Source organism: Enterobacter vonholyi, from assembly GCF_008364555.1.
Classification (GTDB): Bacteria; Pseudomonadota; Gammaproteobacteria; order Enterobacterales; family Enterobacteriaceae; genus Enterobacter; species Enterobacter vonholyi.
Genome location: NZ_VTUC01000003.1, coordinates 22,744 through 44,608, shown reverse-complemented (window position 1 = coordinate 44,608; position 21,865 = coordinate 22,744). Strand labels below are relative to the sequence as shown.

Genomic DNA, 21,865 nt, shown 5'->3' with positions numbered 1-21,865 from the left:
AATCCTGAATGAAAGGCCTGCCGGCGCGCTTTTCAGCGTTCATCCTTTAGCTATTCTTATCAAACATTCACACTGGATACCCGACAGATGATGACGACGCTTGAAATTCCATCTGTGCTTTCCAGTTCGCAGCGCCGCTGCCAGGTGCTTTTGATGCTTTACCTGCCCGATGCTGCCGTCACCGCACAGAGCATAATTGCTGCCAACGGCGTGGACGACGCGATGGCACGGCAAGATATAGCCGAGACGCGCGATGAAATCCAGCGCTATCACCGGCTGGATATCGTCACGCACCACGACGGCAGCTACCGGATTGAAGGCACAGCCCTGAATCAGCGTTTATGCCTGCTGCACTGGCTGCGCCGGGCGCTGCGGCTTTGCCCGCAGTTTGTCTCGCACCAGTTTACCCCCGCATTAAAAACCGCGCTTAAACAACACGGCATCGCGCGTCCGCTTTACGACGATGCGAACCTGCGGGCGCTGATCGGCTTCTGCTCTCGCAAGCTGCAGCGCCAGTTTGAATGCCGCGACGTCCAGTTTTTACAGCTCTATCTGCAATACTGCCTTATTCAGCACCAGCTCGGGAATACGCCGCAGTTTTCTCACGTTCAGCGCAGCTGGACCCAGTCAAGAGGGGAGTATTTTACAGCGCAGGAGATCGTGCGCCACTGGAGACGGCGCGTCCCGCAGGGTGCCCACGGGGATGAACAGCTGTTTCTGGCGCTGCTGTTTATGATGCTCCGCACGCCCGACCCGGTGCTCGATAAACACCAGCAGGATCAGCGTTTGCGCCGGGCCATCGTACGCATGGTCGCCCGCTTTCGCTCGCAGACCGGGATGAACTTCAGCGATGAGCAAGGGCTCACCGATCAGCTGTATATCCACCTTGCTCAGGCGCTGGACCGCTCGCTGTTTGAGATCGGCATCGACAATAACCTGCCGGAGGAGATCCACCGTCTCTATCCCCGGCTGTTACGCACCACGAAGGAAGCGCTGTTTGAGCTGGAAGCGGAGTTTGGGCTGCGTTTTTCCGATGAAGAGATGAGTCTGGTGGCTGTGATTTTCGGTGCCTGGCTGATGCAGGAGACCGATCTGCACGAAAAACAGGTGATCCTGCTGACGGGAGACGATAAAGCCAGTGAGGACCTGATTGAACAGCAGCTTCGCGAGCTGACGCTGCTGCCGCTCAACATTCGCTATCTGACGCTACAGGCTTTCCAGAAAGAGGGGGCACCGCGCGAAGCCGCGCTGGTTATCACCCCCTACCCTACGGCCCTGCCGCTGTTCTCGCCACCGCTGATTCATGCCGTTGAGACATTAAACGCGCAGCAGCAAGAACATATTCGCGCCATGCTGGAATCGTAGTTACGCGCGTGCGGCCACTTTCGGTCGAACAAACATTGCCGGTAGCGCCACCAGCGCCATTACCCAGAACACGCCATGCCCCAGGTGCTGGTAAAGGAACCCCGCAAAGACCGTCATGATCGCGATACTGCCCCCCATGGCTACCGCAGAATAGACGGCCTGCAGACGAATAACGTCTCCGCCCTCGCGCGCTGCGATATAGCGCATGGCCGCCAGATGGCACACGGTAAAGGTACCGCAGTGAAGAATTTGCGCCACAATCAGCCACGGCAGATCGGTTGTCCAGCCCATAATCCCCCAGCGCGCCACGCCGCACACGGCGGAAAGCAGCAGCAGGTCACGTGCGCCAAAGCGTCGAAACAGCTTCTTGCTCAGGGCGAAAATAATGACTTCGGCCACCACGCCCAGCGACCAAAGATAGCCCACTGCAGAAGCAGAATATCCCGCTCCCTGCCAGTAGATGGCGCTGAAGCCATAGTACGCCGCATGTGCCCCCTGCAGCAGACAGACACACGCCAGAAAACGCCAGCTCTGTGCAACCAGGCTCCGCCACGCGGGCCAGCCCGCGCTCTCCTGATGGCGACTTTCCCCTTGCGGCATCACCGACGGTCGCAGCAGCATGCCCAGCAGCATCGAGGCAATACCGATACTCAGCAGGGCAAGAATGGCGCGGTAATCGTAAAGGCTGACCAGTTTCCCCACCAGCGCAGAGCCAATCACAAAGGCGATAGAGCCCCACAGGCGCACGCGTCCATAGTCCATGGTGATCTGCTTTTGCCAGGTGTTCGCCAGGGCATCCGTCAGCGGTACCAGGGGTGAGAAGAACAGGTTAAAGCCGACCATCACCACCATCAGCCAGGCAAACTGGTGGCTGACCCAGAAGCAGGCCACAAAGACCAGGGTCAGCAGAGCAAGAATGCGCACGGCCTTGATCAGTAAGGAGGGATCGCTGACGCGCGGGGCAATCAGCAGGCTGCCGAGGAAACGCGCCACCAGCCCGGCCCCGAGCAGGACGCCGATGGTCTCGGGCGTCAGGCCGATACCCTTAAGCCAGACGCTCCAGAAAGGCAGAAAAATGCCGTAGCTAAAGAAATAGGTGAAATAACTGAGCGCCAGCCAGCGCGTGGAATGCAAGACCATGAATCCCTCCCGAAATCGAGGCCATAGTCTGGCGAGAATATAAAAATTAAGCAAGTAGATAGCCTGCTATAAATTAACAAAAATTTAACATCTTGTGCAATCGTCTGGCTTATGGCAGGGAATGAAAATATGTATTACGTTTAAATTACTCCACTTGCAGAGGTTTTTCTGCCATGAACTCACTACGTTATCTCGATTTCGGCCAGTCACGTCACCTGCTGCTGCTCATTGGCCGCATAGCCCTTGTCGTGCTGTTTATTATCTTTGGTTATCCCAAACTGACGGGGTTTAGCGGCACCGTACAATACATGACCTCGCTGGGGACGCCGATGCCCATGCTGGCGGCCATTATTGCGGTGGTGATGGAAGTGCCTGCCGCCATTCTGATCGTACTGGGGTTTTTCACCCGTCCTCTCGCGGTACTGTTTGTGTTCTATACCCTGGGCACGGCGATTATCGGTCACCATTACTGGGATATGACCGGTGATGCGGTCGTACCGAATATGATTAACTTCTACAAGAACGTCAGCATTGCTGGTGCTTTTATTTTGCTCGCCATTGTCGGTCCAGGAGCTATTTCCCTGGACCGGCGCTAAGCCATAAAAAAAGGCCGCAAGCGCGGCCTTTTTTATTTCTGCAGGGCAGAGGAATTATGCGTAGACCGGGAAGCGTGCGCAGATATCCAGAACTTTACCTTTGACGCGCTCGATAACCGCTTCGTCATTGATGTTGTCCAGAACGTCACACATCCAGCCAGCCAGCTCTTTCACTTCCGCTTCTTTGAAGCCGCGGCGAGTCACGGCCGGAGAACCGATACGGATACCGGAGGTCACGAACGGGCTCTTCGGATCGTTTGGCACGCTGTTTTTGTTCACGGTGATGTTGGCGCGGCCCAGGGCAGCGTCAGCTTCTTTACCGGTCAGGTTCTTATCAACCAGATCCAGCAGGAACAGGTGGTTTTCAGTCCCGCCGGATACCACTTTGAAGCCGCGGTTCAGGAACACTTCCACCATCGCTTTGGCGTTCTTAGCAACCTGCTGCTGGTAAACCTTGAACTCTGGCTCCATCGCTTCTTTCAGCGCTACCGCTTTTGCTGCGATAACGTGCATCAGCGGGCCGCCCTGCGCGCTTGGGAACACCGCGGAGTTCAGTTTTTTATACAGCTCTTCGTCACCGCCTTTCGCCAGGATCAGGCCACCGCGTGGACCCGCCAGGGTTTTGTGGGTGGTGGTGGTCACAACGTGAGCGTGTGGAACCGGGTTCGGGTAAACGCCTGCGGCGATCAGGCCCGCAACGTGCGCCATGTCAACGAACAGGTAAGCACCGATGCTGTCTGCGATTTCACGCATTTTTGCCCAGTCAACGATACCGGAGTATGCAGAGAAGCCACCGATGATCATCTTCGGCTTGTGCTCTTTAGCCTGCTTCGCCATGTCTTCGTAGTCAATTTTACCGGACTCATCAATACCGTAAGGGATGATGTTGTAAAGTTTGCCGGAGAAGTTAACCGGGGAGCCGTGAGTCAGGTGGCCGCCCTGCGCCAGGTTCATACCCAGAACGGTATCGCCCGGCTGCAGCAGCGCGGTGTAGACCGCGAAGTTAGCCTGAGAGCCAGAGTGCGGCTGCACGTTTGCGTAGTCAGCGCCAAAAAGTTCTTTCGCACGGTCGATAGCCAGCTGCTCAACGATATCAACGTACTCGCAACCGCCGTAATAGCGTTTGCCCGGGTAACCTTCAGCGTATTTATTGGTCAGCTGAGAACCCTGCGCCTGCATAACGCGCGGGCTGGTGTAGTTTTCGGAGGCGATCAGTTCGATGTGCTCTTCCTGACGTACTTTTTCCTGCTCCATAGCCTGCCACAGTTCGGCATCATAATCGGCAATGTTCATTTCACGCTTTAACATCCGCATCTCCTGACTCAGCTAACAAGTAAATTTTGGCCTGAAAAGGCAGTCCTGTTGGACGACGGGCAACAGTATAACTGATTAGTTCTGTGATAACAGGTCTTGACAAACGATTTTACGCAAACGTTTTCCTACCCGCCACGCAAGGGTTTGAGGAATAAAGCTCTCGCCCTTTCCAGCGGATTTCTTTTCAGGTTTGTGATGCATATTTTTCATCTTGCAAAGAACCATTTACAACGCAGGGGTATTTTTTATAAGATGCATTTAAAATACATCATTAAAGTCACATCGGAAGGAAGCAGCTATGCTCGACGCTCAAACCATCGCTACCGTAAAGGCCACCATCCCCCTGCTGGTGGAAACCGGCCCTAAACTCACCGCCCATTTCTACGATCGCATGTTCACGCACAACCCGGAGCTCAAAGAAATTTTCAACATGAGCAACCAGCGTAACGGCGATCAGCGTGAAGCGCTGTTCAACGCCATCGCGGCCTACGCCAGCAATATTGAAAACCTTCCAGCATTGCTGCCTGCGGTGGAAAAAATCGCGCAGAAACATACCAGCTTCCAGATCCAACCTGAACAGTACAACATTGTGGGCGGACACCTGCTGGCAACCCTGGACGAGATGTTCAGCCCGGGTCAGGAGGTGCTGGACGCCTGGGGTAAAGCCTACGGGGTACTGGCAAACGTGTTTATCAACCGTGAAGCGCAGATCTACAGCGAAAACGCCAGCAAGAACGGCGGCTGGAAAGGCACGCGCGCGTTCCGCATCGTTGAGAAAACGCCGCGCAGCGCTTTAATCACCAGCTTCGAATTTGAACCGGTGGACGGACAGCCGGTGGCCGATTACCAGCCAGGCCAGTATCTGGGCGTGTGGCTGAAGCCTGAAGGATTCCCGCATCAGGAGATCCGCCAGTATTCCCTTACCCGCAAGCCAAACGGCAAAGGCTACCGCATTGCGGTGAAGCGTGAGGACGGCGGTCAGGTTTCCAGCTGGCTGCACAACGAAGCTAACGTGGGCGACGTGGTGCATCTGGCCGCGCCGGCGGGCGATTTCTTTATGGCCGTTGACACCAATACGCCGGTCACGCTGATCTCTGCGGGCGTCGGCCAAACGCCGATGCTGGCGATGCTTGATACGCTGGCAAGATCACACCACGGGGCGCAGGTTAACTGGTTCCATGCGGCCGAGAACGGCGACGTGCACGCTTTTGCAGATGAAGTGAAAACGCTCGGGGCCTCCCTGCCGCGTTTCACCGCGCACACCTGGTATCGCCTGCCGACGGAAGCTGACCGCGCAGCTGCCCGCTTTGACAGCGAAGGTCTGATGAATCTTAGCCAGCACGAAGGCCTATTCAGCGCACCGGAGATGCAGTTCTACGTCTGTGGACCGGTGGCGTTTATGCAGTATGCCGCGAAGCAGCTGGTTGAGCTGGGCGTGAACAAGGACAACATTCATTACGAATGCTTCGGGCCGCATAAGGTGCTGTAAAGCAAAAAGCCCCTCGTTTGAGGGGCTTTTTTTCGTCGGATGGCGGCGGCGCCTTACCCGGCCTGGAAAATATTTAAATCGCCGCGTCGTCTTCTTCGCCGGTACGGATACGGATCACGCGCGCCACGTCGAAGACGAAGATTTTACCGTCGCCAATCTTGCCGGTCTGCGCCGTGCGGATAATGGTGTCCACACAGGTATCGACGATATCGTCGCTGACCACGATTTCAATTTTTACTTTCGGCAGAAAGTCGACCATGTACTCTGCGCCACGGTAAAGCTCGGTGTGGCCCTTCTGACGACCAAAACCTTTCACTTCCGTCACGGTCATCCCGGTGATGCCGACTTCCGCCAGCGCTTCACGCACATCATCCAGTTTGAAAGGTTTAATAATCGCATCAATCTTTTTCATGGTGGGTCCTTAAACTCTTGCCTGTAAGCTGCCTCGTAATCGATTGCTCACAGTATCATATTCAAGCGAATTTTGCGGTACTACTCTTTAAAATCGTTCGCTTCAAGCTCATGACGTGACAGCAGCTTGTAGAATTCGGTACGGTTGCGTCCGGCCATGCGCGCAGCGTGGGTCACGTTGCCTTTAGTGATCTGCAATAGCTTGCGCAGATAGTTCAGTTCGAACTGATTGCGCGCTTCTGCAAACGTCGGCAGAGCCGTGTTTTCCCCTTCCAGCGCCTGCTCCACCAGCGCGTCGCTGATCACCGGTGACGAGGTCAGCGCCACGCACTGCTCAATCACGTTCACCAGTTGACGCACGTTACCCGGCCAGCTTGCGGCCATCAGCCGCTTCATCGCATCGGTGGAAAACGCGCGCACGAACGGTTTATGGCGGTCGGCCGCCTGGCGCAAAAGATGGTTCGCCAGCAGCGGAATGTCTTCCGCACGTTCCGCAAGCGCAGGGATCTTCAGGTTAACCACGTTCAGACGGTAGTAGAGATCTTCGCGAAACTCGTTGCGAGCCATCACTTTTGGCAGATCGCGGTGGGTCGCCGAAATAATTCGCACGTTAATATCGATATCGCGGTTGCTGCCCAGCGGGCGCACTTTGCGCTCCTGCAGCACGCGCAGCAGCTTGACCTGCAGCGGCGCGGGCATGTCACCAATCTCGTCCAGGAACAGCGTGCCACCTTCCGCGGCCTGGAATAGCCCTTCCCGGCTGCTTACCGCCCCGGTGAATGCGCCGCGGGCGTGACCAAACAGTTCCGATTCAAGCAGCTGCTCCGGGAGCGCGCCACAGTTAATCGCAATAAAAGCGTTCTTGCTGCGCGGGCTGGCGTTATGAATCGCCTGCGCCAGGATCTCTTTCCCGGTTCCGCTCTGGCCGTTGATGAGCACGCTGACGTCAGACTGCGCCACCATCCTCGCCTGCTCTAGCAGGCGCAGCATCACGGGGCTGCGGGTGACGATAGACTCCCGCCACGCTTCATCCCCCGCCGGGGCGGCATGTTCCAGCGCGCTGTCGATAGCCTTATAAAGCGCGTCTTTGTCCACCGGCTTGGTCAGGAAGCTGAATACTCCCTGCTGCGTCGCGGCAACCGCATCCGGGATCGACCCGTGCGCGGTAAGGATAATTACGGGCATACCCGGCTGCTGCTTCTGGATCTCCGCGAACAGCTGCAGGCCATCCATTTCATCCATCCGCAGGTCGCTTATCACCAGATCGATTTTCTCTCGGCTGAGAATTTTCAGCCCCTCCAGCCCGCTTTCCGCGGTCACGACGCTGTAGCCCTCACTCACCAGACGCATCCCCAGCAGCTTTAATAGCCCGGGATCGTCATCCACCAGTAAGAGATGGGCTGGTTTACGGCTCGTCATGCTTCACGTCCTCTTGTTTCGGCGTATCGCTGTCCGGCGCAGCGGATGAACTCCCCGGCTGATATTTACGCGAAGAGAGCTGTCTTTCGATATCGGTCAGGTTCTCCAGCTTACGCGTCGTGGTATCCAGCTGGGTTCGTAAATGTTGCTGCTGCTGACGCAGCGTATCAAGCTCGCTGTCGGTTGACTGTTGCAGCTTGCTGTAGCGGGAGCGCTCTTCAGAAAGCTGAAGCTGTAGCGTCTGGCTATCGCGCCAGAGCTGGTATACCGGGCGTACCTGTACGGGTAGATTGACCACAAACGTGTCCAGTCGGGTTACATTAACGCGGCGTTCAACGGGGGTAATTTTCGCATCTGCGAGTAAAATCCCACGCTTGAAAGCGTCCTGCCAGGTGTCGTCATCCAGCATCGCCGCCTTCGAGCGGGCGTCTACCGGCGCCAGGCGCTGGGCGCAATCTATTCCACGCAGCCAGAACAGCGGGTTGCTTTCGACGTCATGCCCTGACAGGTTCCAGATGTCTTCGCAGCGGGTCGAGAGGAAATCGGCCAGCTGGTTATCGGGCCATTTATCTTCTTGTTTATCGCTAATGGCACTTTGCGGCACATGGGAAACACACCCTGCCAGAAATAAACAGGGCAGGCTCAGGCGAAGCGTGCGGCGGGAAAACACCGCGCGTACGGCGCGGGAAAAAACGTGTGACATACTCACCAGACATAGATTCATTTTATTGATTTTTCCGGCTCAGGGGCAGTTCAATACGGAAGCAAACATCCGAACGTTCGTCCGTGGCAATGTTTAGCTCACCCTGCATGCGTCGTATGCAGTCCCGGGCAATGCTCAAGCCCAGACCGCTTCCTTTCACCGCACCTTTCCGCTGATGACTCCCCTGGAAAAAGGGCTCGAAGATCATGGTTTTTTCGTCATCGGGGATCGGGGTGCCGGTGTTAGCGACGTCGATAAACACCCGGGAACCCTTCGTATAGCTTCGGATATAAATGTTACCGGATTCAGTACCATAGTGCACCGCATTGGAATAAAGATTATCCAGCACGCTCATTAACAGCATGGGTTCAGCGAGACAGGTCGGCGCATTCAGCTCTACACCGGTATGCATCATTTTAGCTCTTGCTGGCAAGCTATGGGCGGATATCACCATATCCACCAGCGGTTCAATCTCGACGTTTTCCAGTACGACCGCCCCATCTGCCAGCTTGCGGTTGTAATCCAGCAGTTGCTCAATCAGCTTCTGTAGATTCCGGCTGCTGTTATCCAGGATCTCGACAATTTCCTTCTGTTCGGGCGTAAGTGGCCCTGCCACTTCATCCGCCAGCAGTTCCGTCCCTTCGCGCATGCTGGCCAGGGGCGTTTTAAGCTCATGGGAGATATGGCGCAGGAACTGATGGCGCTGTGATTCAAGCCACGCCAGGCGCTCGGACAGCCAGATAATGCGCTGGCCGACGGATCGCAGCTCGCGGGGACCTTTAAAGGCGACCGTATCCCCGAGCGATTTCCCCTCCCCCAGGCGGTTGATCATCCGCTGGATACCCTTCACCGGGCCGATGATCATGCGGGTAAAGAGCAGAACCAGCCCGAGGCTCACCAGGAACAGCACCAGCGCCTGCCAGCCGAAGAACTGTCCGCGCTCGGCAATCTCCTGCTGAAGCTGCTGACCGCGGGAGAAGATCACCGTGCGCGTTGACTGCACCATCTCGGTGTTGGCACTGGCAAAAGCTTCGAGGCGTGCGGCGGCCGCCGCATCCGGGCCGCTGTTACTGCATTGCAGCTGCGCGAGATCGTTCAAATCCTGACGTAACGCCTGATACAGCCTGTCGTCAGGCAAAACCCCCGCATGAGCGTCCAGCATTTCGCTGTAGCGTTTGCGCTGACTCTGATAAACCTTTTCCAGCGTTCGATCGTCAAGCACGCAATACTGACGATAGCTACGCTCCATTTCCAGGGCGGCGTTTGTCATCGCTTCACTGCGTCTGGCGTCAATGAGCGTCGTGCGGTTGGTCAATGCCGCCTGCGCGCTCAGCGCGTTCAGACTTTGCCACGCCTGCCAGGCAAGGATCAGCAGCGGCAGCAGAATCAGCAGGAAGGCCATCATGACGAGCTGCCGCAGGGAGCGGGGGAAAACGGGCCAGCGTTTCAACGCATTACTCTCTTAATGGGGGTTTACGCAGAGCGTAACTGAGTCTGCCCTTCAGATACAACAAAGCCGGGTAAAAACCCGGCTTTGTCATGGAATGAGGCGGTGCCTAACTCGACGTTTCGCCCTGGCCTGATAAAGCATCGCTATGATCAGTAGTTGGACGGCAGGCACCTTTTTGTGCGTCATTCGAAATTTATGTAGCGCTTCCCGAAGGGGCTGACATAAGAAGGTGAATGAGCCACTGGCTAATATTATGCAACACCCGTGCCAGAATGCAAAACAAAATATTAACATATTGAAATATAACATTTTTACTCGTTAAGCTTGTTAATTATCGGTTGAATGATTTTCAGGCTAAGTGTCGCTATTAAGCAACACCTTAACGGAAACCTTTCCTGCCATATATAAATCAATAACTTAAATGTCTCTTTTTGGAGACACTTAAGTTGCCGGTCTGTCGCAATTATGCGACACAAATAAAAAAGCCCGGTTGAGCTTTCGCTTACCGGGCCTGGAAGGATGTGGGACTAAAACTTAACCCAATTGCTTACGCGCATTGCGGAAGATACGCATCCATGGGCTGTCCTCGCCCCAGTTTTCCGGGTGCCAGGAGTTGCTCACGGTGCGGAACACGCGTTCCGGGTGCGGCATCATGATGGTCGCGCGACCGCTTTCGCTGGTCACCGCCGTAATACCGTTGGCGGAGCCGTTCGGGTTAGCCGGGTAGGTTTCCGTGACCTTGCCGAAGTTATCGACAAAGCGCAGTGCCACCAGGCCTTTGCTCTCCAGCTGAGCCAGATGCGCAGCATCACGCACTTCTACCTGACCTTCGCCGTGGGAAACGGCGATTGGCATCTGTGAACCGACCATTCCCTGCAGCAGCAGAGACGGGCTCTGGGTCACTTCCACCAGGCTGAAGCGCGCTTCGAAGCGGTCAGACTGGTTACGCACAAAGCGCGGCCAGGCTTCGCTGCCCGGGATCAGCTCACGCAGGTTAGACATCATCTGGCAGCCGTTACACACGCCCAGCGCCAGGGTCTGCGGACGGTGGAAGAAGGTTTCGAACTCGTCGCGCACGCGGCTGTTGAACAGAATGGATTTCGCCCAGCCTTCGCCTGCGCCCAGCACGTCGCCGTAGGAGAAGCCGCCGCACGCCACCAGCGCCTGGAAATCTTCCAGACCGGTACGTCCGGCCAGCAGGTCGCTCATGTGGACGTCGATAGCGTCAAAGCCCGCGCGGTGGAAGGCCGCAGCCATCTCAACGTGGGAGTTAACGCCCTGCTCGCGCAGCACCGCCACTTTTGGACGCGCGCCGGTCGCAATGTACGGCGCAGCGATGTCTTCGTTAATATCGAAGGAGAGCTTCACGTTCAGGCCTGGATCCTGGTCATTGGACTTCGCGTTGTGCTCCTGATCGGCACATTCCGGGTTATCACGCAGGCGCTGCATCTGCCAGGTGGTTTCCGCCCACCACATGCGCAGCGTGGTTCGGCTTTCGCTGAACACCGTATGACCGTCTGCTTCAATGACGAAGCGGTCGCCCTGAACGGCTTTACCCAGATAGTGGACGCAGTCTGCCAGACCGTGCTTCGCCAGAATCGCTTCAACCGCATCGCGATCCGCCGCACGCACCTGAATCACGGCGCCCAGCTCTTCGTTGAACAGCGCAGCCAGACGGTCTTCGCCAAGCGTAGCGATGTTGGCTTCCACGCCACAGTGGCCGGTGAAGGCCATCTCTGCCAGGGTCACCAGCAGGCCGCCGTCGGAACGGTCATGGTAGGCCAGCAGCTTACGCTGCGCCACCAGCGCCTGAATCGCGTCGTAGAAGCCTTTCAGCTGCGCCACGTCGCGCACGTCGGCTGGCTTATCGCCAAGCTGACGGTAAACCTGCGCCAGCGCGGTGGCGCCCAGCGCGTTGTGGCCTTTACCCAGGTCAATCAGCAGCAGGGCGTTATCTTCGGTCGCCAGCTGCGGCGTAACGGTGTGACGCACGTCTTCCACGCGGGCAAACGCGGTGATCACTAGCGACAGTGGAGAGGTCATCTCGCGCTGCTCGTTACCTTCCTGCCAGCGGGTTTTCATCGACATGGAGTCTTTACCCACCGGAATGGTCAGGCCGAGTGCTGGACACAGCTCCTCACCCACCGCCTTCACGGCTTCATACAGGCCAGCATCTTCGCCCGGGTGGCCGGCTGCGGCCATCCAGTTTGCGGAGAGCTTGATACGTTTGATATCGCCAATCTGCGTCGCGGCGATGTTGGTCAGCGCTTCACCGACCGCCAGACGGGCAGAGGCGGCGAAGTCCAGCAGCGCCACCGGGGTGCGTTCGCCCAGCGCCATCGCTTCGCCGTAGTAGCTGTCGAGGCTCGCGGTGGTCACGGCGCAGTTCGCCACCGGGATCTGCCAAGGGCCGACCATCTGGTCGCGGGATACCATACCGGTCACGGTACGGTCGCCAATGGTCACCAGGAAGGTTTTCTCTGCCACAGCAGGCAGGTGCAGCACGCGGTTAACCGCTTCTGCCACGGTGATGCCCTGACGATCCAGCGCTTTTCCCGCAGCCTTGCGGGTCTGCACGTCGCGGGTCATCTTCGGCGTTTTACCGAGCAGGACGTCGAGCGGCAGATCGATCGGCTGGTTGTCGAAATGTGTATCGCTCAAGGAGAGATGCTGCTCTTCGGTCGCTTCACCGATGACGGCATACGGCGCGCGCTCGCGGCGGCACAGCTCGTCAAACAGCGGCAGCTGGTCCGCCGCAACGGCCAGCACGTAGCGCTCCTGGGATTCGTTACACCAAATTTCCAGCGGGCTCATGCCCGGTTCATCGCTCAGGATGTCGCGCAGGTTGAAGCGACCGCCGCGGCCGCCGTCGCTCACCAGCTCCGGCATGGCGTTGGATAAGCCGCCCGCGCCCACGTCGTGGATGAAGAGGATTGGGTTGGCATCACCCAGCTGCCAGCAGCGGTCGATCACTTCCTGGCAGCGGCGCTCCATCTCAGGGTTGTCACGCTGCACGGACGCGAAGTCGAGATCCGCATCAGACTGGCCGGAGGCCATCGAAGAGGCCGCACCGCCGCCCAGACCGATGTTCATCGCCGGGCCGCCGAGTACGATCAGCTTCGCGCCGACGACGATCTCGCCTTTCTGCACGTGATCGGCACGGATGTTGCCGATCCCGCCTGCCAGCATGATCGGTTTGTGGTAGCCGCGCAGCTCTTCGCCGTTGTGGCTGTCCACTTTCTCTTCATAGGTACGGAAGTAACCGTTCAGCGCCGGACGGCCAAACTCGTTGTTAAACGCCGCGCCGCCCAGCGGACCTTCGGTCATGATATCCAGGGCGGTTACAATGCGCTCTGGCTTGCCGAAATCTTCTTCCCACGGCTGTTCAAAGCCCGGGATACGCAGGTTGGAGACGGAGAAACCGACCAGACCCGCTTTTGGTTTTGCACCACGACCAGTCGCCCCTTCGTCACGGATTTCACCGCCGGAGCCGGTAGCCGCACCCGGCCACGGGGAGATCGCCGTCGGGTGGTTGTGGGTTTCAACCTTCATCAGGATATGCGCGGGCTCCTGATGGAAGTCATAGCGCCCTGCTTCGCGATCGGCGAAGAAGCGGCCCACCTCGGAGCCTTCCATCACCGCGGCATTGTCTTTATAGGCAGACAGCACGTGGTCAGGGGTTTGCTCCATGGTGTTTTTGATCATTTTGAACAGCGACTTCGGCTGCTGTTCGCCGTCAATAATCCAGTCGGCGTTGAAAATCTTATGGCGGCAGTGCTCAGAGTTAGCCTGCGCGAACATGTAAAGTTCGATGTCGTTCGGGTTACGGTTGAGCTTAACGAACGCATCCTGCAGGTAGTCGATTTCGTCTTCTGCCAGCGCCAGGCCGAGACGCAGGTTGGCGTCGATCAGTGCCTGACGGCCCTGCCCCAGCAGGTCCACGCTCTGTACTGGCGCAGGCTGATGGTGGGAGAAAAGCTTCTGTGCGTCATCGAGAGAGGCAAATACGCTCTCCATCATGCGGTCGTGCAGCTCAGCCGCAACCGCCTGCCACTGCGCGTCGCTCAGGGTTGAGGCTTCCACGTAGTACGCCACGCCGCGCTCCAGACGGTTAATCTGGCTCAGGCCACAGTTGTGGGCGATGTCGGTGGCTTTGGAAGACCAGGGGGAGATGGTGCCCGGACGCGGCGTCGCAAGGATCAGTTTGCCGGTTGGCGTATGGCTGCTGAGGCTTGGGCCATACTTGAGCAGGCGTTCCAGCTGTACGCGCTCCTCTGCATTCAGGGGGGCATTCAGGTCAGCAAAATGGACATACTCAGCGTAAATATTGCTTACCGGAAGGTCGGCCGCCTGAAAACGTGCCAGCAGTTTAGTGATACGGAAGGCAGACAGTGCAGGCGAACCACGCAGAATTTCCATCATAAGTCTCTCGTCTTCGAAGCGCCGGGGCGCTTACAGTGTGCGCAAGGGGGGAAAACGGGCGTCATTATAGAGAATCCTGAGCGCCGACGAAACCGTTTGCGTCGAAATAAAATTTGCCCAGAGGTTTAACAATAGATGTGACCTGTCTCTCTAATTGGTTGCCAAGTGGCGCAAGTTTACGCAAAATGCCGCTCATTCAATGGCAAACCTTATTATTAACATGGCTACAGCAAACTGAGGCAACCGGCGTCGCAGAGAATTAACTAATTGAAAAAATTAAAGATTAATTATCTGCTCATCGGCATTGTAACGTTGCTGTTGGCAGTGGCCCTCTGGCCTTCTATCCCCTGGTTCGGCAAAGCCGAAAACCGTATCGCCGCCATTCAGGAGCGGGGGGAATTGCGCGTCAGTACCCTTAACTCCCCGCTCATTTACAGCGACATCAACGGCAAAATCATTGGTCTGGATTATGAGCTGGCACAACAGTTCGCCGATTATCTTGGCGTGAAGCTTAAAATCACCGTCCGCCAGAATATAAATCAGCTTTTTGACGACCTCGATAACGACGATGCCGACATGCTTGCCGCCGGGCTGGTGTATAACAGCGAGCGCAGCAAGAACTACCAGCCGGGCCCGACCTACTATTCCGTTTCGCAGCAGCTGGTTTACCGCGTCGGGAGCCTGCGCCCGCGCTCGCTGGCTTCGATTAACGATCGGCAGCTGACGATTGCGCCCGGCCACGTGGTGATTGACGACCTGCGTGAGCTCAAGGAGAAAAAATATCCCGACCTGAGCTGGACGGTGGATCCGAAACTCGGCACGACGGAGCTGCTTGAGCAGGTAAAAGACCAGAAAGTGCCCTACACCATTGCCGATTCGGTCGCAATCAGCCTGTTCCAGCGCGTGCACCCTGAAATCGCCGTGGCGCTGGACGTTACCGACGAGCAGCCCGTGACCTGGTTTAGCCAGCTTGATGACGATCAGACCTTCTCTGCCGCGATGCTTGATTTTTTCAACACCATCAATGAAGACGGTACCCTGGCGCGTCTGGAGGAGAAGTACCTCGGGCACGGCGATGACTTTGACTACGTTGACACCCGCAGCTTCCTGCGCGCGGTAGACAGCGTCCTGCCGGACCTGCAGCCGCTGTTCGAAAAATACGCCCAGGAAATTGACTGGAAACTGCTGGCGGCTATTTCGTATCAGGAATCCCACTGGGATACCCAGGCCACGTCCCCGACTGGCGTGCGTGGTTTGATGATGTTAACCAAAAATACCGCGCTGAGCCTGGGCGTGAATGACCGTACCGATGCCGAACAAAGCATCAGCGGCGGCGCGCGTTATCTGCAGGATATGATGGCCAAAGTACCGGAAACGGTGCCGGAAGAGGAGCGGATCTGGTTCGCGCTGGCGGCCTACAATATGGGCTATGCGCATATGCTGGATGCGCGAGCATTAACGGCCAAAACGAAAGGCAACCCGGACAGCTGGTCAGACGTAAAGCAGCGCCTGCCGCTGCTGAGCCAGAAGCCATGGTATAACAAACTGACATACGGCTACGCGCGCGGGCATGAAGCCTACGCCTACGTGGAAAATATCCGTAAATATCAGATTAGCCTGGTCGGGTATCTGCTGGAGAAAGAGAAAGAGGCGACAGAGGCCAAACGGCTGGCTCAAAGCTACCCTGTCGTGGCGCCGGACGAACTTAATCGCCCAACAGCTTCAATTCTGCCTTTTGCTGCTTTTTCTGCTGACGGCGCATTCGAAAGAAATCACTTAATAGCCCCGAACACTCTGGTGCGAGCACCCCGCCGATAGTCTTCACCTGGTGGTTCATTCCGGGGTGCCCCAACACGTCCATCAGTGAGCCGGCCGCGCCGGTTTTTTCATCCCGCGCCCCGAAAACCAGAGTCCCGATCCGGCTGTGCACCATCGCCCCGGAACACATCACGCACGGCTCCAGCGTCACATACAGCGTGGTATCAAGCAGGCGATAGTTTTGCAGCACCAGACCGCCCTGACGAAGCGCCATAATTTCGGCGTGCGCGGTAGGGTCGTGGCGGCCAATCGGACGGTTCCACCCTTCGCCAATCACCTGGTTATTGTGGACCAGCACGGCGCCTACGGGCACTTCGCCCTCGTCCCAGGCACGCTGAGCGAGCGTTAGCGCGTGGCGCATCCAGTATTCATGATTGTATTCAGGGATGGACAACGGTTGATTCTCCAGTCGAAAAGCGGCGGCATTATACACACCCCTTATGGATAAGACTATTCGAGTTGCTGGAGTTCACCTGACGGCGTGACGCGCCAGCGATGCTGGCAAAAATAGAGCAGCGGGTTGTCCTGTTTGCTGTCGCTGTAGCCGCTGTACAGGCGCAGCGGCGTACCGATGCGTTTCTCCAGCTGGACCACTTTTTCATGCCCCAGACAGCGCAGGGTTAGCACCCAGCCGCCGTAACCGCGGGCAATTTGCGTGGCGATAAGATTCACGCGCGGAAGCCAGGGGGTATCAAAGTAGACCTGCTCCACAAGCGTCTGCGGGGAGCCTGTAATCAGCCAGATGTCGGCATCGTTCGCGTCGAGGTAGCTGGTCAGGCGCGCCTGTACAACAGGAAAGGCCGCAACGTGACCGCGAAACCAGTGCGCAAAATCCTTTTCGAGCTGTTTGAGCCGCGCTTCGCTGTGCCCAAAGGTACATCCCCACAGCAGCAGACTCATCGGCCATCGCGCCGCACGGCCTTTCACCAGCAGCGCGATACCGATAACGGGTAAGAGCGGTAGCACGAGCAGCGCATTCAAAGGCTGACGCCGCAGCAGGTAACGCATAAACGTACCAAACATATCCTGCTGATGCAGCGTTCCATCCAGATCGAAAAAGACAACGCGACGCGCGTGATTTGCCAAACCTTACTCCTCTGGGTCGTTGAATCCTAATAGCCAGGTAAAAAGGAACCCGGCGATCACCGCTACTAAATAGCCTAACAGATAGAGCATCACTTTTCCGGTCACGATGGTTAATGCCAGCGGTAAACCGGAAAGCCCAAAGGTGATCACGGTGGCGACTTTCCAGTAGCTGATCAGCGCCCCGCCTACCGCTCCGCCCAGACAGGCCGCGAGGAAAGGTTTACCCAGCGGCAGCGTAACGCCGAAAATCAGCGGCTCGCCGATGCCGAGCAGTCCGACCGGGAGTGCGCCTTTAATCATTTTCTTCAGACGCGCGTTGCGGGTTTTCATCAGTACGGCAATCGCCGCGCCGACCTGCCCCACGCCCGCCATCGACAGGATAGGCAGCAGCGCGTTATAGCCGTGCGCCTGCACCAGCTCGACGTGGATCGGCACCAGCCCCTGGTGCAGGCCGGTCAGCACCAGCGGCAGGAAGGTACCGGAAAGCACAGCGCCAACCAGCAGCCCGCCGCGGTCAATCGCCAGAGACGCACCGTGAGCGATGGCTTCAGAGATCCACCCGCCTAACGGCTGGAGGGCCACAATCGCTACGCTACCGGTAATCAGCGTGGTCAGCAGCGGGTTGAGGATAAGCTCAATCGAACCGGGCAAAATCGCGCGCAGCCGTTTCTCGATCCAGCACATCAGGATGACCACCAGCAGCACCGCAATCACCCCGCCACGGCCCGGCTGAAGCGCCTCACCAAACAGCGTAATCTGCGCCAACTGCGGGCTGGACAAAATGCCCGCCATCACCCCGCCCATCGCCAGCGATCCGCCAAACACCTTCGCGGTATTGACCCCGACAATAATGTTCATGATGGCGAACACCGCGCTGCCGAAGATCCCGAGAATCCCCAGCAGGTTCGGATACTGCGTGGCGAAATCCCCCACAATATCCGGTCGCTTGAGGATATTGATGATCCCGGTGATCAGGCCCGAGGCAATAAACGCCGGGATTAGCGGAATAAAGACGTTTGCCAGCTGTCGCAGCGCATCGCTCATCGGGGCTTTATATTTGGCTTTCGCCTGCGCTTTGGTGCGCTCAGTATCGTCAATCGACACGCTCGCGCTAACGCCCATCAGCGCGCGCATGGCGTCAACAACCTGCGCCGCTTTCCCCGGCCCGACGATCAGCTGATGCTGCTGGCCCTGCTTCACGTAACCGCTGACGCCGGACAGTTGCTTCAGACGCGACACGTCAAGCTGGTCGTCGTTATGCACCTCGACGCGCACGCGCGTCATGCAGTTTTCGAGACGCTGAATATTTTTTTCCCCACCTATCCCCTGAAGGATATCGCTGGCGAGCGCTGCTGTTTTGTCCATAGACGCCTCTGTTAGTTTTCTAATGCCGCCCGTAAGAAGCCGTTATGCGCATCGAGTTTTGCTCTCGCGGTCGCCGCATCCAGCCCGCTTAAGATCATCAGAATGGCAGGTTTAACATCATGATCGGTTTGTTTGAGTACCGCTTCGGCCTCTTCACGGCCTGCGCCCGTCGCCTCCATCACCATGCGGCAGGCTCTGTCCACCAGCTTGACGTTGGTGGCCTGCATATCCACCATCAGGTTCTGATACACCTTGCCGAACTTAACCATCGCGCCGGTGGAAATCATATTGAGCACCAGCTTTTGCGCGGTCCCTGACTTGAGGCGCGTGGAGCCGGTGAGCGCTTCCGGCCCGACCACCGGAGAGATAGCGATAGCGGCCACCTGCGCAATCGGGGAGCCAGGATTACAGGAGATGGCCACCGTCGTGCAGCCGGTCTGGTTGGCGTATTCCAGGCCGCCAATGACGTACGGCGTGCGCCCGGATGCCGCCAGACCGACCACCAGATCCTTCTCCGTCAGATTCAGCGCCTTCAGGTCATCCTCGCCCAGCTGTTTGTTATCTTCCGCCCCTTCAACGGCTTTCAGCAGCGCACCGGGTCCACCGGCAATTAACCCAACGACCAGACCATGCGGCACCCCAAAGGTGGGCGGACATTCTGACGCGTCCAGAACCCCAAGACGCCCGCTGGTCCCCGCGCCCATGTAAATAATGCGTCCACCGGCCTTGAGGGCTTCCGCCGCCGCATCGACCGCTTTCGCCACCTCGGGTAATGTCTCTTTCACTGCCTGCGCGACCAGCGTATCCTGTTGATTAAAGCGGTTAACCAGCTCCAGGGTGGAGAGCGCATCCAGATCCATGGTTTGCGGGTTACGCGTTTCAGAAACAAGTGAGCCAAGATTCATTTTTGTACCTCAAGAATTTTTAATTCATAATAATCACACTATAATGGAATATAAAATTCATTCAGGCGAGCAAAATTCGTATTTGCGCAGATAATCACATTTTCGCCAGGAGACCGTATGAACTGTTTAATTCGCATTCGCCAGCGCTACGCAGGCTTTGCCCAAAGCGACAAGAAGCTGGCGGATTTTTTGCTTTCTCAACCCGATCGCGCGCGCCATCTCAGCTCGCAGCAGCTGGCGAGTGAAGCCGGCGTGAGCCAGTCCAGCGTGGTGAAATTTGCCCAGAAGATTGGCTTTAAGGGATTCCCTGCCCTCAAGCTGGCGATCAGCGAAGCGCTGGTCAGCAACCCCAATCCGCAGTCCATGCCGGTGCATAATCAGATCCGCGGCGATGACCCAATGCGGCTGGTCGGCGAAAAGCTGATCAAAGAGAACGTGGCCGCCATGCATGCGACGCTCGATGTGAATACGGAAGAGAAGCTGCTGGAGAGCGTGGCGATGCTGCGTAGCGCGCGGCGGATCGTTCTGACCGGCATCGGCGCGTCCGGACTTGTGGCGCGTAACTTTGGCTGGAAGCTGACGAAAATTGGCCTTAACGCCATCGTCGAACAGGATATGCACGCCCTGCTGGCGACCGTACAGGCGATGGATCCTGACGATCTGCTGCTGGCCATCTCTTACTCCGGCGAGCGTCGTGAAATCAACATGGCAACTGATGAAGCGCTGCGCGTCGGCGGTAAAATTCTGGCAATCACCGGTTTTACGCCAAATGCCCTGCAGCAGCGGGCCACGCGCTGTTTATATACCATTGCCGAGGAGCAGGCCACGCGCAGCGCGGCTATCTCGTCCACCAGCGCACAAATGATGCTGACGGACCTGCTGTTTATGGCGCTGGTGCAGCAGGATCTGGAGCGAGCGCCAGAGCGCATTCGCCACAGCGAAGAACTGGTAAAGAAACTGGTTTGACGCGTATAATGCCCGCCCAGTTTGTGTTGTTTCTGAGAATTTCCTGATGGCGCTGTTAATTACCAAAAAATGCATTAATTGCGATATGTGCGAGCCCGAATGCCCGAACCAGGCCATTTCGATGGGCGACAGCATTTATGAGATTAACAGCGACCGCTGCACCGAATGCATCGGCCACTATGAAACGCCGACCTGTCAGAAAGTGTGCCCGATCCCGAATACCATTCTGAAGGATCCGGCGCACGTCGAGAGCGAAGAGCAGCTGTGGGATAAGTTTGTCCTGATGCACCACGCGGACAAACTTTAACTTTCGATGATCACCGTCGCGCTGGCATAGTGGCGTTCATCCGCGATCGTCACGTGCATGTGATTCACGCCCAGCTTCTCTGCAAGCTTTTGCGCCTCGCCCCATAAACGCAGGCTTGGCTTACCCAGCTCATCGTTAAACACTTCAAACTGGTTGAACGCCAGACCGTTACGAATGCCGGTCCCGAAGGCTTTGGCGGCCGCCTCTTTTACCGCAAAACGCTTCGCCAGAAAACGCACCGGCTGCTGATGCGCTTCCCAGATGGCCCATTCGTTATCGCTCAGCACACGCCTTGCGAGGCGATCGCCGCTGCGGGCGATCACCGCTTCAATGCGGGCTATTTCAACGATATCGGTACCCAAGCCCAGAATGGCCATTACTGACGCGCTTCCAGCATCAGGCGTTTCATCTCGGCGACCGCCTCTTTCAGGCCGCTCATTACCGCGCGGCCAATGATCGCGTGACCGATGTTCAGCTCGTGCATTTCCGGAATGGCGGCAATGGCCTTCACGTTATGGTAGGTCAGGCCGTGACCGGCATTGACCTTCAGGCCCAGGCTTGAGGCATACGTGGCCGCTTTAGCAATACGCTCCAGCTCTTTCGCCTGCTCGGCATCGTTTTTGGCATCAGCATAGCAGCCCGTGTGGATTTCGATATAGGGTGCGCCCACGTCGGCCGCCGCTTTAATCTGGGCGAAATCAGCGTCAATAAACAGAGAAACCAGGATACCGGCATCCGCCAGGCGCTTGCAGGCATCGCGCATTTTGTCGAGCTGGCCGGCCACGTCCAGACCGCCTTCGGTGGTCACTTCCTGGCGTTTTTCCGGCACCAGGCAGCAGAAGTGCGGCTGAGTCTCACAGGCAATGGTCAGCATCTCTTCGGTGACCGCCATCTCCAGATTCATACGGGTGTCCAGCGTCTGGCGCAGAATGCGCACGTCGCGGTCAGTGATGTGGCGGCGGTCTTCGCGCAGGTGAACGGTAATGCCGTCGGCGCCAGCCTGTTCAGCGATAAACGCCGCCTGAACCGGGTCGGGATACGCCGTGCCGCGCGCATTACGCAGCGTGGCGATATGATCGATGTTGACGCCTAACAGTAATTCAGCCATG

At 57.3% G+C, this 21,865-nt stretch carries 19 protein-coding genes; 6 read left to right on the top strand and 13 right to left on the bottom strand.

Annotated features, from left to right (window positions below; all coding sequences use genetic code 11):
- Positions 1–87: 87 nt before the first annotated feature.
- Positions 88–1,365, top strand: coding sequence for a stationary phase inducible protein CsiE (csiE, locus tag F0319_RS04680; protein ID WP_111965139.1), 1,278 nt, complete (start codon positions 88–90; stop codon positions 1,363–1,365).
- Here csiE and F0319_RS04675 read toward each other — a convergent pair whose 3' ends face one another.
- Positions 1,366–2,505 carry a 3-phenylpropionate MFS transporter gene (locus tag F0319_RS04675; protein WP_045908544.1) on the bottom strand — a complete coding sequence of 380 codons (1,140 nt, stop codon included), beginning with the start codon at positions 2,503–2,505 and terminating at the stop codon, positions 1,366–1,368.
- A 173-nt stretch (positions 2,506–2,678) separates the two neighbouring features.
- Between F0319_RS04675 and F0319_RS04670 the strand changes: the two genes are divergently transcribed.
- Positions 2,679–3,101: a DoxX family protein gene (locus F0319_RS04670; RefSeq protein WP_023615984.1), complete on the top strand. Its 423-nt coding sequence runs from the start codon at positions 2,679–2,681 to the stop codon at positions 3,099–3,101.
- Positions 3,102–3,155: 54 nt separating this feature from the next.
- Here the strand turns inward: F0319_RS04670 and glyA are convergent, their stop codons facing one another.
- Positions 3,156–4,409 carry a serine hydroxymethyltransferase gene (glyA, locus tag F0319_RS04665; RefSeq protein ID WP_149366372.1) on the bottom strand — a complete coding sequence of 418 codons (1,254 nt, stop codon included), beginning with the start codon at positions 4,407–4,409 and terminating at the stop codon, positions 3,156–3,158.
- A gap of 304 nt (positions 4,410–4,713) precedes the next feature.
- Between glyA and hmpA the strand changes: the two genes are divergently transcribed.
- Positions 4,714–5,904 (top strand): NO-inducible flavohemoprotein, encoded by a 1,191-nt coding sequence (gene hmpA / locus F0319_RS04660; protein ID WP_149366371.1) that lies wholly within the window; start codon positions 4,714–4,716, stop codon positions 5,902–5,904.
- A 73-nt stretch (positions 5,905–5,977) separates the two neighbouring features.
- Here hmpA and glnB read toward each other — a convergent pair whose 3' ends face one another.
- From glnB to purL, 5 genes are all read right to left on the bottom strand, one after another.
- A complete protein-coding gene (glnB, locus tag F0319_RS04655) occupies positions 5,978–6,316 on the bottom strand; it encodes a nitrogen regulatory protein P-II (protein WP_003860685.1) in 339 nt (112 codons plus the stop codon).
- 80 nt (positions 6,317–6,396) lie between these two features.
- The gene (glrR, locus tag F0319_RS04650) at positions 6,397–7,734 is read right to left on the bottom strand and encodes a two-component system response regulator GlrR (protein WP_021241871.1); all 1,338 of its coding nucleotides are present in this window, start codon (positions 7,732–7,734) and stop codon (positions 6,397–6,399) included.
- Complete coding sequence (gene qseG, locus F0319_RS04645) at positions 7,721–8,458, bottom strand: two-component system QseEF-associated lipoprotein QseG (RefSeq protein ID WP_149366370.1); 738 nt, start codon at positions 8,456–8,458, stop codon at positions 7,721–7,723. The genes glrR and qseG overlap by 14 nt, the downstream gene beginning before the upstream one ends.
- A gap of 1 nt (position 8,459) precedes the next feature.
- Positions 8,460–9,887, bottom strand: a complete 1,428-nt coding sequence (gene qseE, locus F0319_RS04640) for a two component system sensor histidine kinase QseE/GlrK (RefSeq protein ID WP_149366369.1) — start codon at positions 9,885–9,887, stop codon at positions 8,460–8,462.
- Positions 9,888–10,421: 534 nt separating this feature from the next.
- Positions 10,422–14,309: a phosphoribosylformylglycinamidine synthase gene (purL, locus tag F0319_RS04635; RefSeq protein ID WP_149366368.1), complete on the bottom strand. Its 3,888-nt coding sequence runs from the start codon at positions 14,307–14,309 to the stop codon at positions 10,422–10,424.
- 267 nt (positions 14,310–14,576) lie between these two features.
- Between purL and mltF the strand changes: the two genes are divergently transcribed.
- Positions 14,577–16,127, top strand: a complete 1,551-nt coding sequence (gene mltF / locus F0319_RS04625) for a membrane-bound lytic murein transglycosylase MltF (RefSeq protein WP_111965132.1) — start codon at positions 14,577–14,579, stop codon at positions 16,125–16,127.
- Here the strand turns inward: mltF and tadA are convergent.
- From tadA to murQ, 4 genes are read right to left on the bottom strand one after another with little or no spacing between them, the layout of a single operon-like run.
- Entirely contained in the window at positions 16,015–16,521 is a 507-nt protein-coding gene (tadA, locus tag F0319_RS04620) for a tRNA adenosine(34) deaminase TadA (protein ID WP_220123739.1), read from the bottom strand. The two genes, mltF and tadA, sit on opposite strands and share 113 nt — an antisense overlap.
- 56 nt (positions 16,522–16,577) lie before the next feature.
- Positions 16,578–17,213, bottom strand: coding sequence for a phosphatidylglycerophosphatase C (gene yfhb, locus F0319_RS04615; RefSeq protein ID WP_039263757.1), 636 nt, complete (start codon positions 17,211–17,213; stop codon positions 16,578–16,580).
- Between the two features lie 3 nt (positions 17,214–17,216).
- Positions 17,217–18,578 carry a PTS transporter subunit EIIC gene (locus F0319_RS04610; RefSeq protein ID WP_149366367.1) on the bottom strand — a complete coding sequence of 454 codons (1,362 nt, stop codon included), beginning with the start codon at positions 18,576–18,578 and terminating at the stop codon, positions 17,217–17,219.
- An 11-nt stretch (positions 18,579–18,589) separates the two neighbouring features.
- Positions 18,590–19,483: an N-acetylmuramic acid 6-phosphate etherase gene (gene murQ, locus F0319_RS04605; RefSeq protein WP_111965129.1), complete on the bottom strand. Its 894-nt coding sequence runs from the start codon at positions 19,481–19,483 to the stop codon at positions 18,590–18,592.
- A gap of 117 nt (positions 19,484–19,600) precedes the next feature.
- Between murQ and F0319_RS04600 the strand changes: the two genes are divergently transcribed.
- Both F0319_RS04600 and F0319_RS04595 read left to right on the top strand, forming a co-directional pair.
- The gene (locus tag F0319_RS04600; protein WP_111965128.1) at positions 19,601–20,449 is read left to right on the top strand and encodes a MurR/RpiR family transcriptional regulator; all 849 of its coding nucleotides are present in this window, start codon (positions 19,601–19,603) and stop codon (positions 20,447–20,449) included.
- 46 nt (positions 20,450–20,495) lie between these two features.
- Entirely contained in the window at positions 20,496–20,756 is a 261-nt protein-coding gene (locus tag F0319_RS04595; protein ID WP_008502177.1) for a YfhL family 4Fe-4S dicluster ferredoxin, read from the top strand.
- Here F0319_RS04595 and acpS read toward each other — a convergent pair.
- Both acpS and pdxJ read right to left on the bottom strand, forming a co-directional pair.
- A complete protein-coding gene (gene acpS / locus F0319_RS04590; protein ID WP_023294331.1) occupies positions 20,753–21,133 on the bottom strand; it encodes a holo-ACP synthase in 381 nt (126 codons plus the stop codon). The genes F0319_RS04595 and acpS overlap by 4 nt on opposite strands.
- Positions 21,133–21,864 carry a pyridoxine 5'-phosphate synthase gene (gene pdxJ, locus F0319_RS04585; protein WP_149366366.1) on the bottom strand — a complete coding sequence of 244 codons (732 nt, stop codon included), beginning with the start codon at positions 21,862–21,864 and terminating at the stop codon, positions 21,133–21,135. The genes acpS and pdxJ overlap by 1 nt, the downstream gene beginning before the upstream one ends.
- Between the last annotated feature and the right edge of the window lies 1 nt (position 21,865).